We start from the raw sequence: 17083 nt of genomic DNA, 5'->3' as shown, positions 1-17083 counted from the left end.
CCCGGACGTTGTGGATAGGGGCCAAGGGCGATCAGAAAGCCACAGACGCGATAAGCCCCCCTATCCGGAGGGGGGATGCGGCCTGGGGGGCCAAACGAGCTAGCGGGCATCACAGGCGCGTTCATTGCCACCTTGAGGCTCCGGAGGCGGTAGAATGAAAAAGGATTCCGGACACGTCCGCTTGCGTGTCACCCCGGCAGCAAGCCGACTCCCCTGGGTGACCGCGCATCGGGGCACTCACGACGGTGACGGGCACGGCAGGGGCAGCTTGTGACATTCATGGCGACCCCCGCCGCGTGTCCGCGGCAGGAGGATTTCGCAGTTGTCCTACGACGCTAGCTCAATCACCGTACTCGAAGGGCTTGAGGCGGTTCGCAAGCGCCCGGGTATGTATATCGGCTCCACCGGGGAGCGAGGTCTGCACCACCTGGTCTACGAGATCGTGGACAACGCGGTGGACGAGGCCCTTGCCGGGTTCGCCAGCAGGATCGACATCACACTGCTCGCCGACAACGGTGTGCGCGTGGTCGACGACGGTCGCGGCATCCCCACCGGCATTCATCCTGTGGAGAAGCGCTCGGCGGTCGAGGTCGTGCTCACCACGCTGCACGCGGGCGGCAAGTTCGACAGCCAGGCCTACGCCGTCTCGGGCGGCCTGCACGGCGTCGGCTCGGCCGTCGTCAACGCGCTGTCCACCGCGATGGACGTCGAGGTCAAGCAGAACGGCCACTACTGGCGCGTGCGCTTCGACATGTCCAAGCCCACGGCGCCGCTGGCCAAGGGCGAGGCGACCGACGAGACCGGCACCACGATCACGTTCTGGCCCGACGCCGACGTCTTCGAGACCACGACGTGGAACTACGAGACGCTCTCGCGGCGCTTCCAGGAGATGGCCTTCCTCAACAAGGGCCTGACGATCACCCTGACCGACGAGCGCCCCGAGTACATCAACGGCGAGCCGCGCAAGGTCACCTACCTCTACGAGGGCGGCCTGGCCGACTTCGTCAAGCACCTCAACACCAAGAAGGAGCCGGCGCACGCGTCGATCATCTCCTTCGAGGAGGAGGGCGACGGCATCGCGGTCGAGATCGCCATGCAGTGGAACAACTCCTACTCCGAGTCGGTCTACACCTTCGCCAACACGATCAACACGGCCGAGGGCGGCACCCACGAGGAGGGCTTCCGAGCGGCGCTGACGTCGATCGTCAACCGTTACGCCCGCGAGCAGAAGTTCCTCAAAGAGGGCAAAGACGACAACCTCTCCGGTGAAGACGTCCGCGAGGGCCTGACCGCGATCATCTCCGTCAAGCTCTCCGACCCGCAGTTCGAGGGCCAGACCAAGACCAAGCTCGGCAACACCGAGGCCAAGTCGTTCGTCCAGAAGGCGTGCAACGACCACCTGCGCGACTGGCTCGAACGCAACCCCGGCGAGGCCAAGGACATCATCAACAAGTCGCTGCAGGCCTCCCGCGCCCGCCTCGCGGCCCGCCAGGCCCGCGACCTCACCAGGCGCAAGTCACTGCTCGAGTCGGGCAGCGGCCTGCCGGGCAAGCTGGCCGACTGCCAGTGGAACGACCCGGAGCGGTGCGAGTTGTTCATCGTCGAGGGCGACTCGGCCGGCGGCTCCGCCAAGGGCGGCCGCGACTCGCGTTTCCAGGCGATCCTGCCCATCCGCGGCAAGATCCTCAACGTCGAGAAGGCGCGGATCGACAAGGTCCTGAAGAACAACGAGGTCCAGGCGCTGATCACCGCGCTCGGCACCGGCGTCCACGACGAGTTCGACATCACCAAGCTGCGCTACCACAAGGTCATCCTGATGGCCGACGCCGACGTCGACGGCCAGCACATCAACACGCTGCTGCTGACGCTGCTGTTCAGGTTCATGAGGCCGCTGATCGAGGCGGGGCACGTCTACCTGTCCTGCCCGCCCCTCTACAAGATCAAATGGGACCGCAAGGGCGAGGACGCCTCCTACGCCTACTCCGACCCCGAGCGCGACGCGGTCATCGCCGAAGGCATCGCCAACGGCAAGCCCGACCCCCGGCCGCGCGACAACGTACAACGCTTCAAGGGCCTGGGCGAGATGAACGCGGCCCAGCTCTGGGAGACCACGATGAACCCGGAGACCCGGCTCCTGCGCCTGGTCACGCTCGACGACGCGGCCCAGGCCGACGACCTGTTCAGCGTGCTCATGGGCGAGGACGTCGAGGCCAGGCGCGACTTCATCATCCGCAACGCTCGCGATGTCCGTTTCCTCGACGTCTGAGCGACCGGCCGTGGGTGCAGATTCGGCTATTCGCGGTGAGCCGCAGGACCTGGCTCGCCGTTCCATGAAGAAGGACCTCAACCTGTGACGGACGTGAACACCACTCCCCCGGCTGACCGCATCGAGCCTGTGGACATCCAGTCCGAGATGCAGCGCAGTTACATGGACTATGCGATGTCCGTCATCGTGTCCAGGGCGCTGCCGGACGTGCGCGACGGGCTCAAACCGGTGCACCGCCGCGTGCTCTACGCGATGTACGACGGTGGCTACCGTCCCGACCGCGGTTACTTCAAGTGCGCCCGCGTCGTCGGCGACGTGATGGGCACCTACCACCCCCACGGCGACACCTCGATCTACGACGCGCTGGTGCGCCTGGCGCAGCCGTGGTCGCTGCGCTACCCGTTGGTCGACGGGCAGGGCAACTTCGGCTCGCCGGGCAACGACCCCGCGGCGGCGATGCGTTACACCGAGTGCAAGCTCGCGCCCATCGCCATGGAGATGCTGCGCGACATCGACAAGGAGACCGTCGACTTCCGGCCCAACTACGACGGAAAGTCACAGGAGCCGGACGTCCTGCCGGCGCGTTTCCCGCAGCTGCTGGTCAACGGCTCGGGCGGCATCGCCGTCGGCATGGCCACCAACATCCCGCCGCACAACCTGCGCGAGGTCGCCTCGGCGGTCAAGTGGGCGCTGGAAAACCCGGAGGCGAGCGACGAAGAGCTGCTCGAAGCCTCGATCAGGCTGGTCAAGGGGCCCGACTTCCCCACCAGCGCGCTGATCGTGGGCCGGCGCGGCATCGAAGACGCCTACCGCACCGGGCGCGGCTCGATCACCATGCGGGCCGTGGTCGAGGTCGAGGAGGACAAGGGGCGGCAGGCGCTCGTCGTCACCGAGCTGCCCTACCAGGTCAACCCCGACAACCTGGCGCTGAAGATCGCTGAGCTGGTGCGTGAGGGCAAGCTGACCGGCATCGCCGACGTACGCGACGAGAGCTCCTCGCGGGTCGGGCAGCGCCTGGTGATCGTGCTCAAGCGCGACGCGGTCGCCAAGGTCGTGCTCAACAACCTCTACAAGCACACCCAGCTCCAGGACACCTTCGGCGCCAACATGCTGGCCCTGGTCGACGGCGTGCCGCGCACGCTCAGGCTCGACCAGTTCATCCGGCACTACGTGGCCCACCAGATCGAGGTCATCGTCCGCAGGACCCGCTACCTCCTGCGCAAGGCCGAAGAGCGCGCCCACATCCTGCGCGGCCTGCTGGCGGCGCTCAACCGGCTCGACGAGGTCATCGCCCTCATCCGGGCCTCGGAGTCCGCCTCGGCCGCCCAGCAGGGCCTCATGGGGCTGCTGGGGATCGACGAGATCCAGGCGCAGGCCATTCTCGACATGCAGCTGCGCAAGCTGGCCGCCCTGGAACGGCAGTCGATCCAGGACGAGTACGACTCCCTGATGACGCAGATCGCCGAGTACAACGCGATCCTCGCCAGCGAGGCCCGCCAGCGCGAGATCGTCAACGACGAGCTGGCCGAGCTGGTCGGCCGCTACGGCGACGACCGCAAGACCGAGATCATCGCCTACGACGGCGACATGTCGATCGAAGACCTGATCGCCGAAGAGGAGATCGTCGTCACGATCACCCGGGGCGGCTACGCCAAGCGCACCCGTACCGACCTCTACCGCGCCCAGAAGCGCGGAGGCAAGGGTGTACGCGGCGCGCAGCTGCGCCAGGACGACATCGTCGACCACTTCTTCGTCACCACGACGCACCACTGGCTGCTGTTCTTCACGAACAAGGGCCGGGTCTACCGGGTCAAGGCGTACGAACTTCCCGACGCCGGCCGCGACGCCCGCGGCATGCACCTGGCCAACCTCCTGGCCATGCAGCCCGACGAGACCGTCATGGAGGTCCTCGACCTGCGTGACTACAACGTCGCCCCCTACCTGGTCCTCGCCACCCGCAGCGGGCTGGTCAAGAAGACGCGCCTGGCCGAGTACGACTCCCCCAGGTCCGGCGGTCTGATCGCGATCAACCTGCGCGACGACGACGAGGTCATCGGGGCACGCCTGGTCTCCGAGGAAGACGATCTGTTGCTCGTCTCCAAGGGGGCGCAGTCGATCCGGTTCACCGCTTCCGACGACGCGCTGCGGCCCATGGGCCGGGCGACCAGTGGGGTCATCGGGATGAGGTTCCTCGAAGGTGACGAACTTCTTGCCATGAATCGCATCGCCGACGGTCAACACGTGCTTATCGCCACGAAGGCTGGGTACGCAAAACGGACGCCAGTGGAGCAATATCCAGTTCAAGGACGTGGCGGTCGAGGCGTGCTTACTGCGAAAATCGTATCCTCCCGTGGCAAGCTGGTCGGAGCCGTCATGGTCAACCCAGAGGACGAGGTCTTCGCGATCACGTCAGCCGGCGGGGTGATCCGGACGAGTGCCGGTGAGATCAAACAGTCCGGCCGTCAGACCATGGGAGTGCGATTGATGAATCTCGCTGAAGGCGACAGCGTGGTGGCCCTCGCCCGGAACGCGGAGTCCATGGAGACTCCGATGGAGAGTGAGGAAGTCGGGGGAGGAGAATAGTCATGAGCGCCCAAGGTGGCTCCGCCAGAACAAAGGCGGCTTCGGGTAACGGACAGCAACCGAAGCGGCCCGCAGAGAAAGAGACCTTCGACGAAAGCCGGGACACCTCGCCCGCGCAGGGCAGGCCCTTCCCGGCCAAAGACGACTCCAAGCCCGCACCGCCACCTCCGCAGCCGCAGGCGCCGCAGCAGCCGGAGGGCAACGACACCGTCCGCATCCGCCCGTCGCTGGCCACGGAGGCTCCGCCGCCCGCGGTCGAGCTGCCCAAGAAGAAGTCGAGCGGCGCGGGGGCGCGGCTCCCCCGCAAGGCCCATCTGGTCCTGCGGCGCGTCGAACCGTGGTCGGCCATGAAGTTCAGCTTCGTGGTGTCCCTGGTCTGCTTCGTGGTGCTGTTCGTGGCGGTGGCCGTGCTCTACGGCGTGCTCTCCGCTCTGGGGGTGTTCGACTCGATCGTCGACCTGGTCAACCAGCTCGGCCAGGGTGAGCAGGGCCAGAACTCGATCCCGATCGACATCGCGTCCTGGTTCGAGCCCGTACGCATCCTCGGCTACACCGCCCTGATCGGAGCGGTCAACGTCGTGCTCATCACGGCGCTGGCCACGCTGGGGGCGGTCATCTACAACGTCGCCTCCGACCTGGTCGGGGGCGTCGAGGTGACCTTCAGCGAGGCCGAATAGCCCGTGGGCTCGCGCCGTGCCCTTCGCCGGCACGGCGCGAGCAGCACGCCGGACACGGTAAGCTCTTCTCGACCGAACAACCGGTTCGCCTCCGATCGCCGGATGCGATAACGTTCGGTGTGCACGGGGCTATAGCTCAGACGGTTAGAGCGCTTCCCTGATAAGGAAGAGGTCCCAGGTTCAAGTCCTGGTAGCCCCACAGAGTTTCACCAGCCAAGAGGTCGTTCTCGAATATCGGGAGGCGGCCTTTTGATCGTTCGTCACCATTTTTCCAAGATCGCCTGGCGTCAGGTGGCATAGATCAGTCGAAATCGATAGCAGACGAAGCTTCGACGGGGACCGATCGACGCCGAGTTGAATGGCGAGGGCTCACCCACGTTCGTCCAGGCGGTCACCGGCCACCCCGGTCAGAGGAGACCGGGCTCAGGCGTCCCGCCGGATGATCGCGACGACGCCGAGGCCAAGCGGGACGATCGCGTAGCAGACCAGCCCTACCAGCGCGCCGAGCGGGCCGAACTCGCCGGCGTCGGGGACGCTGGCGAGCTGTCGGACGAGCGCGGGCAGCGTCAGCGACTCCAGCCACCCGTACCAGGGAGACGGGGCGAATTGGGAGATCTGCGGCAACCCAAACAGGATCGTGAACAGTCCGACGATGGCCCCGGCGGTGGAGCGCAGTACGGTGCCCAGGCCGAGTCCGGTGAGCGCGGCCACGGCCATGCCCACACCGGTGACCAGCAGCTCCGGCAGCGTGGTCGGCTCGGCCAGGGGCGCACCGATCGTCCGGTCGCCGACGATCAGCTGGGCGGTCGCGTACATCGCGACGGTGAGGGTCTGGCCGGCGACCACCGTGACCGCGCCGACCACGACGGCTTTGGCGAGCAGCAGCGTTGCGCGCCGCCGCACCGTGGTGAGGCTCAGCCGGATCATCCCGGTGTTGTACTCGGCGGTGACGGAGAGCAGGCCGAGCAGGCCGAGCAGCCCGTAACCGACCGGGGCGGCGTAGGTCAGGCCGGTGCCGACCGTCTCAAAGTTCGAGCCTTGGTCCCAGGATCCGGATATCGCTTGCGCGACGTAGGCAGAGATGACGACACATGACAATGAGACGGCGAGGATAGCGTACGTGGAGCGAAGCGAGCGGAGCTTCACCCACTCCGCGGCGATGGCGTCGATCATCGGATGATCTCCATGAAGGCGTCTTCGAGGGAGGTGTGCTGCGGGGTCAGCTCGTGCAGCGGGCAACCGTGGCGCAACGCGAGGTCGCCGATCTGCTCTGTGGTCAGCCCGCGTACGCGCAGCTCGGCGGCCCCGTCCGGCGGATCCACCGCGCCGCCGGCCGCGGTCAGCACGCCCGCCAGCCGGGCCGCCTCCGGGGAGCGGACCAGCACCTCGTGGGGGAACCGGGCGCGCAGTTCCTCGACCGTGGTGTCCTCGACCAGGCGGCCTCGCGCGATGACGACGATCCGCTCGGCGATCAACGACATCTCGGTCATCAGGTGGCTGGAGACGAAGACGGTCCGCCCGTGGCCGGCCAAGGTGGTCAGCAGGCCGCGGATCCACCGGATTCCGTCCGGGTCCAAGGCATTGAGCGGCTCGTCCAAGATGAGGACGGCGGGGTCGCCGAGCAGCGCGGCGGCCACGCCGAGCCGCTGCTTCATGCCGTGGGAGAAGCCGCCGATCCGCTTCCGGGCGACCCCGGCCAGCCCGACCTGGTCGAGCACCTCGCCCACCCGCGCGGGAGCGACGCCGCCGGCGTAGGCCAGCGCCAGCAGGTGGTCGCGAGCGCTGCGACCGCCGTGCACCTCGGTCGCCTCGAGCAGCGCGCCGACCTCCTGCATGGGGCGCCGCAGCGCGCCACGGCGGACCCCGTTGATCAGCGCTGTTCCGGAGGTCGGCAGGTCCAGGCCGAGGATCGTCCGCATGGTGGTGGACTTGCCGGCGCCGTTCGGGCCGAGGAAGCCGGTGACATGTCCCGGCTCGACCGTGAAGGTCAGCCCGTCGACCGCGCGGGTCCTCCCGTACACCTTGGTCAGGTTGGAGATCTCGATCATTTTCCCACCCGGTGGATCTTCTCGGCCGGGCAGCGCTTCCCTCGCGGCGGCAGCACCCCGGTGGCCAGGTATGCGTTGGCATGCCGCCGTACGCATGCGTTGTCTCTCCAGGCGAAGTGGCCGTCGCCGTGCCACAGCACTCGGGCACCAGGGATCTGCGCAGCCACGTGCGCCTGCCCGAGCGGGTTGGTGTTGTTGTCCAGCTCCCCGATCGCGACCAGCACCGGCGGGACGTTCGCCGCCACCCGGAGCGGGTGGGGCGCCCACGACGGGCCGCCCGACGTCGGGCGGCCCCAGCACCAGCCCACCTGGTAGCGGCCCTCGATCCACCCGAATCGGGGGGCGATCGCGCGCAGCCGAGCCTCGATCGCCTGGAACCGCTGGTATGTGGGCGGCTCGGGCATGAGGTCGTTGCAGTGCATCACGTCGGACACGTCGAGGTCCCCCTTGGGCGGCGCCAGCACGGTCAGGAAGTCGGCGGCGTTCCCGTCGCGCGCCTTGCGCAGCGCGGTGGCGAACTCTGGCCATTTCCCCGGATTCAGCCCAAAAATCGCGCTGGCCAGCAATTGCCCCTCGGTCACTATCGGACTGCCGTTGGCGGCCGGCAGCGGCGCGCGGCGGGCCCGGGAGAGCAGCGCGTCAAAGACCTCGCCGGCGTCGTGGCCGTGCAGGGCGCAGTCGCGCCTGTCGGCGCACCAGTCGCGGAACCGGGTGAGTTGACGTTCCTGGGCCCGCGCAGCGTTGACCAGCCACGGCTCCAGGTCGGCGGAGGTGTGGTCACCGATGCTGTCGAGATACATCCGCCCCACCCGGCGCGGGAACAGCTCCAGGTAGGCCTGCCCGAACACCGTTCCGTACGAGTTGCCCGCGTAGCGTAGGGTGCGCTGGCCGAGCGCGGCACGCAACGCGTCGAGGTCGTGCGCGACCTGCCAGGACGTCAGGCCGTGCCACACCGGCCCGGCCATCTTGCGGCAGCTCGCGTAGTGCATCTTCATCTTGGCGGCGTGCGCGTCCCAGTCGCGCTTCGTACGGGCCGTGACCAGGCCGGTCACCGGCGGTGCCGGTTCGGGACAGGACACCGAGGGGCTCCGGCTGCTGGCCGACTCGGCCAGCCCGCGCGGGTCGATCGCGATGACGTCGAAGGTCTGGCTCAGCTCCCGCAGCAGCGCGGCCCTCTCCGGGTTGAAATGAGGGTCGTCCCTGAACCGCAGCCCCGCGGCGGTGCTTGCGGGGCCGCCGAGGTTGACGACCAGCGGGCCGACCCGGCGGGCGGGGTCTCTGGCCGGCAGCTTGGCCAGGTGGACCGATGTCGTCGGCCCGTCGGGGTCCGCCCAGTCCACGGGCACCACCATGTCGGCGCAACTCAGCCCGTCGCCGCAGTCCTTCCACACCAGCACCGGCGGCTGCCGCAGCGCCCAGGCGGTGGCCGCGGCGGCGGCCACCGCCGCGGTCAGCGGGAGCGTGAGGGCGATCGCCATCCCGGCCGCGATCAGGCTTCGGGTTCTCATGGGCTCCAGGCTCGGATACCGCAGCCGCCCGCCGCGTCGGAGACGGATCCGATTTCCGCATCGGCCGCAGGGCGGACGGCGCCGCTCGCACCGGGGCTCGGGTCAGACCAGGGGATGACGGACTCCGGTCGGACGACCGGGGACCTGCCGCGCTGCTACCGTCACGCTGTATGGGCGGCTTCCCAATGCGGTTCTGGAAGCGCTCGGCACCGGCCCCCGGGACGGGCACGGCACGCAGCGTGTTCGCCCGCCTGGTCGGTCACCGGGCGCTGATCGGCTACGACGTGGCCGTCGTCGTGCTGTTCGGCCTGCTCGGGGTGGTCCCCGAAGCCCTCACCTCCCGGAACGCCCCGCCGTCTGCGGGGTTCCTGATGAGCGTGGTGCTCGTCTCGGCGGCGGTGGCAGTGCCGATCGCGGTCCGCCGGGTGTGGCCGGTCCCCGCGTTCGCCGCCGGGCTGGTGGTCGGCACCGCGATCATGCTCGTGCCGACGAGCATGGCCGTCGGGCCTTTTCTCGTCGCGATGACGCTGTACACGGTGGCGCTCACCCCTGCGCGCCGGCGCGCGGTGACCGCCCTGCTGCTGGCGATGGCCGCCACCGGGCTCGGTTTGGGGCTCAGGATCGCCGGGATGCCACCGGATCCCTACACCGGCTCGCCGGGCCCTTACTACGCCATCGGCGGCACCTGGCTCGTGCTGGCGGCGGTGTGGACCATCGCCCGCGGCCAGCACGAGCGGCGGGCCCAAGCGATTCGCACCGCCCACCAGCTCGCGGACCGGGCGGTGGTCGAGGAGCGGCTGCGGATCGCCCGAGATCTGCACGACATCGTCGCGCACAGCATGAGCCTGATCGCTGTCAAGGCCGGGACTGCCGGCTACCTGCAGCGGCTGCGCCCGGACAAGGCCGACGACACGTTGCGGGTCATCGAGGCGGCGAGCCGCGGCGCGCTCATCGAGATGCGCCGGATGCTTCACGTGATGCGGTCCGACACAGACTCCGGCACCGACGACATGTCGGCCACGCTGGGGCCCATTCCCGGCATCGGCGGGCTGTCCTCGCTGGCCGATCAGGTTGCGGCCGCAGATGTGCTCGTCGACCTCGACGTGCACGACGTGGAGCGACTGCCGGACAGCGTCGGGCTCACGGTCTACCGCATCGTGCAGGAGGCCCTCACCAACGTGGTCAGGCACGCGGCGCCGGCGACGTGTCACGTCGTGATCAGCGGCCGCGCGCCCTCGGTAGAGATCGAGATCACCGATGACGGGCGCGGCGCCCCGCGGGTGTCCGGCGTTTCCGGCGACGGGCATGGTCTCATAGGCATGCGGGAGCGGGTCGCCACGTACGGCGGCGTGCTCACCGCGGGTCCTCGGCCCCAGGGCGGATTCGCGGTCCGCGCCAGCATCCCCTACGCGCCCGTCGACGAAGCCGTCCGTGAAGCCATGGGAGCCGGGCGTGAGTGATCCGATTCGGGTGCTCGTCGTCGACGACCAGGCGTTGCTGCGCGGCAGCTTCCGGGCACTGATCGACGCCGTACCTGGAATCACGGTTATCGGCGAGGCCGGCACCGGCGCCGCGGCCGTGGAGCTGGCCTCGCGCGAGCGTCCGGACGTCGTGCTGATGGACGTGCGGATGCCGGAGATGGATGGCATCGAAGCCACCCGCCGCATCTGCGCGGCGCCGGAGACGGCCAGCGTGCGTGTGCTCATCCTCACAACATTCGACCTGGACGCCTACGTCTACGCGGGGTTGCGCGCAGGCGCCAGCGGGTTCCTCCTCAAGGACACCCCGCCGGACGGCCTGCTCACCGCGATCCGGGTGGTCGCCGCCGGAGAAGCGCTGCTCGCCCCCACGGTCACCCGCCGGTTGATCGCCGAGTTCGCCCGGCGCCCGGCGACGCCGCCGTTCGCGCCGAGCCTGGACGGGGTCACCGACCGGGAACGCGAGGTGCTCACCCTGATCGCGCGCGGGCTGTCCAACGCCGAGATCTGCGCGCAACTGCACCTCAGCCCCGCCACCGTCAAGACCCACATCGGTCGGCTGCTGGCGAAGGTGCACGCTCGCGACCGCTCCCAGCTCGTCATCGCCGCCTACGAGGCCGGCCTGGTGACGCCCGGCTGACCCGGCCGCGCGGCCGGCCCGACGCGCGACCGTGCACGGCACCGCACCGACGTTCACGGGTGACTCGTGGCAGGCTGTCCAGAAAGCTCATGGTGGGTGAGGTGGCGGCGGTCGCCGTTGGTGCCGCCGGGCGGCGATGAGTTTTGGGCGCTTGCGGGGTCGGTATCGGTGACACATCGACCGTGCCTATGGAGGACGACATGGGGCAGTACCTCTTCGCCGGCATCCCCGTCACCGACTACGCGGCGGCGCTGCCGTGGTATGAGCGGCTTTTCGGCGGGCCGCCCTCGTTCCTGCCGAACGACATCGAGGCGGTCTGGGAGACGGCCGAGAACCGCTACATCTATATCATCCAGGACCCGGAGCGGGCGGGGAACGCGTTGGTGCTGCAGTTCGTCGACGACGTGGAGGGGCGGGTCGCCGAGATCGCCCGGCGCGGCATCGAGCCGGCCGGGCGCGAGACGTACGAGAGCGTGACCAAGGTGATCTACCGCGACGCGGAGGGCAATGAGATCAGCTTCGGCGGCGGCCCGGGATGACGTTCCCCGGCCGCGTGGGCTGTTTCAGCTGCGGGAGTCGTCGCCGTGCTCGATCAGGTACTGCTCTTCCAGGCCGGCCGTGTCCTCGCCCTCGGCTTCGTAGAGGCTGGTGGACCAGGGGATCGCACACGGCGGACGATGGCCGGGGTCGGGGCACAGCAGGCGCTGCACCTGCTCCTTGATCTCCCGCGCCTGCTCCTCGGTGGCGTACATCTCCACATGCAGGTCCCACCGGGTTCTGTCGTCTGCCATGCCTCTATCATCGCGGGCGGTCGGGAGTGTCCGGTTCGTGGCTCGCGTGCCGGTTCCGGACACTCCCGCCTGCTCCGCCAGGGATCACGTGGCGTCGATCATGCCTAGCACCAGGCCTTGACGTTGATGGTGACGGGGTTGGACTCGGTCCGCGTGCCGTCCGAGGCGGTTAACCGCGACTCGTACGTCCCGGCCGGTAGCGGCGGGAACGTCAGCCCGATCCAGCCGTTGATCGTGGTGGATCCGTCCTCCGGGTCGGTGTAGTTGGATCCGGGTGGGATCGGCGCGCTCTCGTCGGTCGAGCCGGGGGGCAGGTTCTTCATCCCCATGTGGATGGTCGTGGACCAGCTTCCGACGACCGCGGCAATGAGGTAGGTGCGGTGGCTGTAGTTGGCTTGCACACATATCTTCTGGTGGGAGTGCTTCAGTTCCCATGTGCTCGCCTGGGCCGGGGTGGTGCTGGACAGTGCGAGTGCCGCGCCGGCCGTCGCGCCGAGCGCCAGCCTGGCGGTTCGCTTGATCGTTCGCACGGCTGCCTCCATGGTGTCTCTGCTTCGGACGTCCTTGCCTGTTCAAAATTAAACTAGTCAAGGATCAAGGAAAAGGCCCTTGACGCCTTCCGTCTGGTGCAGGGCGGCTGCGTCGAGCCGTCGTGATCGTCTGGTAGCGGCGTCGGTCCGGCAGGTGTGTCGGTGATGAACTCCGTCATCGCCGGTTGGGGCGGGCCTCAGATCCGCAGCGCTCCCGTGGACCGGTAACGCACCTTCACCCAAGCAACCGCCTCTGGCGGAGGTCTGACGGACCTACTCCTGCCCCTCGCCAGAGGCGAGATGACCTTGAGCGCTGACTCCTTCGCACCGCCTTGACCTTGAGTGGGGAGAAGCTCGGCGAGGTGACATTGCCGCCTCGGGGCGTGCCCTTCCAAGTGCAGCTCCGGAAGGCCGACGTACACGTCGGTGCCGCTCGGGTCGGGGCCGGGGTCGCGCAGTGTGAACACCAGCACCATCCGCTCGGCCTGCAGCTGCCGCGCCACGAACGCGAGAGTCTGCGCGGAGGCCGCGTCCAGCCACTGCGCGTCGTCACCCGGCACAGCAGCTGTCGTTCCTCGGCGACCTCGGCCAGCAGGCTGAGCGTGGCCAGCCCGACCAGGAACCGATTCGGTGGATCGCCGGCGCGCAGCCCGAACGCCACACCCATGGCGGCCTGCTGCGGGTGCCAGCCGCCACTCCGCCGGGCTGTGCCCCTCGGAGATCTCTCGGTTTGCACTGATCATCGCGACTCTCCGGGCGCGTTGCGACGCCCACGATGAAGCTGATGGCGGCGTCTGCAGCGACTCCATCTTGTGAGCTCAGTGGTTGAGCCCATGGCCACTCAGACGCGCGGGATCTCGGAGGAGTTGTGGACCTGTCGTACGGCACGTACGTGCGCGGGCGCGGCGCGCTCGATGGTCGCTCGTCCTGTCTCGGTGATGCGGACGAAGGCGCCGCGGCCGTCCTCGGGGCAGCCCTGGCGGGACACCAGGTCCCGCTTCTCCATCCGGGCGACGTGGTGGGAGACCCGGCTGCGCCGTCGTTCAGCCACGGAATGTCGTTCGTCACAGCCACAGGGGACAGCGTAGCAGGGAAGGTGACACATCATGTATGGTCCATGTCATATAGGTGACGCATCACGCATATTGTGACGTGGTCTGACGTGAGGAGTACCGACGTGAGCAGCACCCCGACGACGACCGCGCGCGCCGCGGGCGTCTCACCAGAGACCCTCCGGAAGATCGAGACAGGCCGCGTGGCCACCTCCTCGGCCCCGACCATCGCTGCGATCGCCGACGCCGCCGTCGCCCGCATGATCCGCGCGGCCGGGTACGCACCGGTCCGCATCGGCGGCATCGGCCAGTCCATCCGCCTGGAAATCTTCGGCGACCCCCGCGAGGTCACCCTCGGCAGAACCCTCACCGAGGACGAGGCGCGCCGGCTCGTATGACGCAGCCGCTGGCGGCGACCGCTGACCAGCATGGCCACCGAGAAGCATCACCCATGAGAGAAGAGGACCGACATGACGACGAATGGACTTCCCGTGTCAGTGAAGCTCGGTGAGCGCGTGACCTACGACGTGCCCGTCGAGCGTGTCGCCCGCGCGACGCTCACCCGGTCCGAGCAGGGCAACCTGCAGGACGTCCACCTGCTCTACCAGCTCGACGCCGCCTACCGACGTGCCGCGGCCGACGACTCGATCTCCGTGCTCGTGCTCGCGGCAGAAGGGGACGACTTCTCGATCGGGCACGACGTAGAGGCCCTGTTCAGCACCGACGGGATGGACCAGGTGACGTTGGAGGGCGGTCTCGGCCTCGGCGGTGTCGAGGGTGACATGGCCTGGGAGAACGAGGTGTTCATCCAACTGCATTGGCGCTGGCGCAACTTCCCCAAGCCCGTGATCGCCGCTGTGCAGGGACGGGTCCTGGCCGGCGGCATGATGATCATGTGGCCTGCCGACCTGATTGTGGCCAGCGAGGACACGCGCTTCGCCGACCCGGTCACGGCGTTCGGCATCGGCCAGGTCGAGCTGTTCATGCACCCGTGGGAGTTCGGCGCCCGGAAGGCGAAGGAGCTGCTGTTCACCGGTGACGTCATCACCGCGTCCGAGGCGAAGGACCTCGGCATGGTCAGTCGGGTCGTCCCGCGCGCGGAGCTGGAAACGGCCGCGCTGGAGCTCGCGCGGCGGATCGCGACCCGCCCGACCGTGGGGCTGAAGATGGCGAAGAAGGCGGTGAACCAGACCCTGGACATCCAAGGCCAGTGGAACGCGGTGCAGGCAGCGTTCCACCTCCACACGCTCGGGCACGCGCACAGCCGCATCAAGCACAACGGCGCCTACATCGACCCCGCCGGGTTCGGACTGACGCGCGAGCTCTGGGGACTGCCCGACACCGACGTGTGACAGCAGGCGCCATAAGCCTGCCTGCACAGCCGCCATCGCGCGAGGGCCTTCCATCACCCACGACGAGTCGGCCCTCGCGCACCCACGACGCACCAGAAGGAACCAACATGAGTATCGCTGCCAGCAACGCTGCGACCGAGGCGCAGCCGTCCCCGTTCGACATCGGCTTCATGACGTTCGTCGAGATCACCGAGGACCCGCACACCGGCGCGCTCCCGTCACCGCACCAGCGGGCGCGGGAGACCATCGAGCAGGCCCGGCTCGCCGACCAGGTCGGCCTCGATCTGTTCGCTGTCGGGGAGCACCACCGCACCGACTTCGTCGGCTCGGCCCCGCCGATGGTCCTGGCCGCAGCCGCCGAGGCGACCGAGAAGATCCGCCTGACCAGCTCGGTCACAGTACTCAGCTCCGAGGACCCGGTCCGCGTGTGGGAGCAGTTCGCCACGCTCGACCAGTTCTCCGGCGGCCGGGCAGAGATCATCGCCGGCCGCGGCTCGTACACGGAGTCGTTCCCTCTGTTCGGCTATGCCCTGACCGACTACGCCGACTTGTTCCGCGAGAAGCTCGACCTCCTGCTCAAGATCCGCGCCCAGAACCCCATCACCTGGAACGGGCGGTTCCGCCCGGCGCTGGACAACGCCGACATCGGCCCACGCGCGCTCCAGGACGAGCTGCCGATATGGGTGGGCGTGGGCGGCACCCTGGCGTCCGCGATCAGCACCGGCCGCCTCGGGCTGCCCATGGCCATGGCCCTTTTGCTCGGGCCCATCACGTTCCACGAGCAGACGATCGAGATGTACCGCGCCGCCGCCCAGCAGGCCGGGCACGACCCTTCTACACTGCGCACCAGCATCAACCTGCACGGGCATGTCGGCCGCACCAGCCAACTCGCACGCGACATCATGTACCCGTACTTCGCCCAGGGCATGATGGACAACAACCACCAGCGCGGCAGTGGGTTCAGGATGCCCCGGGCTGCGTTCGACGCCCAGACCGCTCCGAACGCCGGCCTCGTCGTCGGGAGCCCGCAAGAGGTGATCGACAAGCTGCTCACCTACCACGAGATCTACGGCCTGGACCGCGCCCTCATCCAGATGGGCTTCGGCGGCATGCCGCAGAAGGACGTGCTCGACGCCATCGAACTCCTCGGCACCGAGGTGGCTCCCGTGGTGCGCCGCGAGGTCGCCGCAAGAAAGGAGAAGGTGGCGTGACCGCCGTACCCGACGCACCCGTCATCGTCAACGTCACCCCCGCCGACGGCACACCTGACCGCACGCTGCGCGTCGTGGTCGTCAACGGCAGCCCGAGCGAGAAGTCCAAGACCATGGGCCTGGTCGACGTCGTCCTCCAAAGCCTGAGCAGCACGCTCGCCCCCACGGGCGCCGCGGTCCACCAGACCCGGATAGACGTCTACCGGCTCGGCCCCGCGTTCACCGGAGCCGTCGAACGAGACCAGATCGCACCGGAGGTCGAGGCCGTACTCCGCCAGGCCGAGGAGGCCGACCTGCTGATCGCGGCCACCCCGGTGTTCCGCGGTTCGTACACCGGCCTGTTCAAGCACTTCTTCGACCTGATCGACCAGTACGCGCTCGCGAACAAGCTGGTCTTCCTGGCCGCCACCGGCGGCGGCGACCACCACGCACTCGTCCTGGAACACGCACTGCGACCCCTGTTCGGGTTCTTCCAGGCGATGACCGTCCCGGTGGCCGTCTTCGCTTCGTCGGGCGACTTCGACGGCACCACTCTGCTCAACCCTCGCGTCTACGGACGCATCGAGATGGCGATCACCGACGTGCTCGACCTGCTCAGCACCTCACAGACCAGGGGCTGACCACACGCAGACGGACGCCCTCTCGCCACACGTACCTGTTCGGCGGTCAGGCGCCGGACGTCCCAGATCAGCGCGGCAACGTGGGCGGCTGTCGGCGGGTGCGGTCGGCGGGTCCTCCGGCAGGCGCTCGCAGGCGGCGCGGTAGTGCTTCAGGCGCGGCCCGTAGAGGCCGTCCCTGTCGCCGAAGGCCGCGTACAAGGACCCCTGCCCGAGCCCCAGGAGCTGGGTCAGATCGCGCACGGTGGTCGCCTCGTAGCCGCGTGTCCAGAACAGCTCCATCGCGCGGCTCACCGCCGCCTCGGTGTCGAACTCCCGGGTCCTTGCCAT

At 68.7% G+C, this 17083-nt stretch carries 18 protein-coding genes and 1 tRNA gene; 11 read left to right on the top strand and 8 right to left on the bottom strand.

Annotation, left to right across the window (positions count from 1 at the left end):
• Positions 1 to 322 precede the first annotated feature (322 nt).
• The 4 genes from gyrB (at position 323) to ABGB14_RS48410 (ending at position 5725) form a co-directional block, all read left to right on the top strand.
• On the top strand, positions 323 to 2266 hold the full coding sequence (gene gyrB, locus ABGB14_RS48425) for a DNA topoisomerase (ATP-hydrolyzing) subunit B (RefSeq protein ID WP_347650653.1): 1944 nt from the start codon (positions 323 to 325) through the stop codon (positions 2264 to 2266).
• A gap of 84 nt (positions 2267 to 2350) precedes the next feature.
• A complete protein-coding gene (gyrA, locus tag ABGB14_RS48420; protein ID WP_347650652.1) occupies positions 2351 to 4849 on the top strand; it encodes a DNA gyrase subunit A in 2499 nt (832 codons plus the stop codon).
• A gap of 2 nt (positions 4850 to 4851) precedes the next feature.
• Positions 4852 to 5526 carry a DUF3566 domain-containing protein gene (locus tag ABGB14_RS48415; RefSeq protein WP_347650651.1) on the top strand — a complete coding sequence of 225 codons (675 nt, stop codon included), beginning with the start codon at positions 4852 to 4854 and terminating at the stop codon, positions 5524 to 5526.
• A 125-nt stretch (positions 5527 to 5651) separates the two neighbouring features.
• Positions 5652 to 5725, top strand: a tRNA-Ile gene (locus ABGB14_RS48410).
• A gap of 224 nt (positions 5726 to 5949) precedes the next feature.
• On the opposite strand, the gene ABGB14_RS48405 is transcribed toward ABGB14_RS48410, so the two are convergent.
• The 3 genes from ABGB14_RS48405 to ABGB14_RS48395 are packed head-to-tail and all read right to left on the bottom strand — an operon-like array spanning position 5950 to position 9082.
• Positions 5950 to 6699: an ABC transporter permease gene (locus ABGB14_RS48405; RefSeq protein WP_347650650.1), complete on the bottom strand. Its 750-nt coding sequence runs from the start codon at positions 6697 to 6699 to the stop codon at positions 5950 to 5952.
• Positions 6696 to 7574 (bottom strand): ATP-binding cassette domain-containing protein, encoded by an 879-nt coding sequence (locus ABGB14_RS48400; protein WP_347650649.1) that lies wholly within the window; start codon positions 7572 to 7574, stop codon positions 6696 to 6698. The genes ABGB14_RS48405 and ABGB14_RS48400 overlap by 4 nt, the downstream gene beginning before the upstream one ends.
• A complete protein-coding gene (locus tag ABGB14_RS48395; protein WP_347650648.1) occupies positions 7571 to 9082 on the bottom strand; it encodes an alpha/beta fold hydrolase in 1512 nt (503 codons plus the stop codon). The genes ABGB14_RS48400 and ABGB14_RS48395 overlap by 4 nt, the downstream gene beginning before the upstream one ends.
• A 170-nt stretch (positions 9083 to 9252) precedes the next feature.
• Here ABGB14_RS48395 and ABGB14_RS48390 point away from each other — a divergent pair, with 170 nt between their 5' ends.
• The 3 genes from ABGB14_RS48390 (at position 9253) to ABGB14_RS48380 (ending at position 11739) form a co-directional block, all read left to right on the top strand.
• Complete coding sequence (locus tag ABGB14_RS48390; RefSeq protein WP_347650647.1) at positions 9253 to 10542, top strand: sensor histidine kinase; 1290 nt, start codon at positions 9253 to 9255, stop codon at positions 10540 to 10542.
• Positions 10535 to 11200, top strand: coding sequence for a response regulator transcription factor (locus tag ABGB14_RS48385; protein ID WP_347650646.1), 666 nt, complete (start codon positions 10535 to 10537; stop codon positions 11198 to 11200). Before ABGB14_RS48390 ends, ABGB14_RS48385 begins: the two co-directional genes overlap by 8 nt.
• 200 nt (positions 11201 to 11400) lie before the next feature.
• Positions 11401 to 11739 (top strand): VOC family protein, encoded by a 339-nt coding sequence (locus ABGB14_RS48380; protein ID WP_347650645.1) that lies wholly within the window; start codon positions 11401 to 11403, stop codon positions 11737 to 11739.
• 24 nt (positions 11740 to 11763) lie between these two features.
• On the opposite strand, the gene ABGB14_RS48375 is transcribed toward ABGB14_RS48380, so the two are convergent.
• The 4 genes from ABGB14_RS48375 to ABGB14_RS48360 form a co-directional block, all read right to left on the bottom strand.
• Complete coding sequence (locus ABGB14_RS48375; protein ID WP_347650644.1) at positions 11764 to 11991, bottom strand: hypothetical protein; 228 nt, start codon at positions 11989 to 11991, stop codon at positions 11764 to 11766.
• A gap of 104 nt (positions 11992 to 12095) precedes the next feature.
• Positions 12096 to 12521, bottom strand: coding sequence for a DUF5980 family protein (locus tag ABGB14_RS48370; RefSeq protein WP_347650643.1), 426 nt, complete (start codon positions 12519 to 12521; stop codon positions 12096 to 12098).
• Between the two features lie 197 nt (positions 12522 to 12718).
• Positions 12719 to 13081, bottom strand: coding sequence for a hypothetical protein (locus ABGB14_RS48365; RefSeq protein ID WP_347650642.1), 363 nt, complete (start codon positions 13079 to 13081; stop codon positions 12719 to 12721).
• Positions 13082 to 13362: 281 nt separating this feature from the next.
• Complete coding sequence (locus ABGB14_RS48360; RefSeq protein WP_347650641.1) at positions 13363 to 13572, bottom strand: hypothetical protein; 210 nt, start codon at positions 13570 to 13572, stop codon at positions 13363 to 13365.
• 126 nt (positions 13573 to 13698) lie between these two features.
• Between ABGB14_RS48360 and ABGB14_RS48355 the strand changes: the two genes are divergently transcribed.
• The 4 genes from ABGB14_RS48355 to ABGB14_RS48340 all read left to right on the top strand — a co-directional run bounded on the left by ABGB14_RS48355 (position 13699) and on the right by ABGB14_RS48340 (position 16756).
• The gene (locus ABGB14_RS48355) at positions 13699 to 13971 is read left to right on the top strand and encodes a hypothetical protein (RefSeq protein ID WP_347650640.1); all 273 of its coding nucleotides are present in this window, start codon (positions 13699 to 13701) and stop codon (positions 13969 to 13971) included.
• A 93-nt stretch (positions 13972 to 14064) separates the two neighbouring features.
• Complete coding sequence (locus tag ABGB14_RS48350) at positions 14065 to 14925, top strand: enoyl-CoA hydratase (RefSeq protein ID WP_347650639.1); 861 nt, start codon at positions 14065 to 14067, stop codon at positions 14923 to 14925.
• 107 nt (positions 14926 to 15032) lie between these two features.
• On the top strand, positions 15033 to 16136 hold the full coding sequence (locus ABGB14_RS48345; RefSeq protein ID WP_347650638.1) for an LLM class flavin-dependent oxidoreductase: 1104 nt from the start codon (positions 15033 to 15035) through the stop codon (positions 16134 to 16136).
• On the top strand, positions 16133 to 16756 hold the full coding sequence (locus ABGB14_RS48340; RefSeq protein ID WP_347650637.1) for an NAD(P)H-dependent oxidoreductase: 624 nt from the start codon (positions 16133 to 16135) through the stop codon (positions 16754 to 16756). The genes ABGB14_RS48345 and ABGB14_RS48340 overlap by 4 nt, the downstream gene beginning before the upstream one ends.
• On the opposite strand, the gene ABGB14_RS48335 is transcribed toward ABGB14_RS48340, so the two are convergent.
• The gene (locus ABGB14_RS48335) at positions 16739 to 17083 is read right to left on the bottom strand and encodes a helix-turn-helix domain-containing protein (protein ID WP_347650636.1); all 345 of its coding nucleotides are present in this window, start codon (positions 17081 to 17083) and stop codon (positions 16739 to 16741) included. The genes ABGB14_RS48340 and ABGB14_RS48335 overlap by 18 nt on opposite strands.

The organism is Nonomuraea sp. B10E15, assembly GCF_039871615.1.
In the GTDB taxonomy this organism is placed as follows: Bacteria; Actinomycetota; Actinomycetes; order Streptosporangiales; family Streptosporangiaceae; genus Nonomuraea.
Note: the sequence above shows the minus strand (reverse complement) of the source record. Positions and strands in the feature narration are given on the sequence as shown.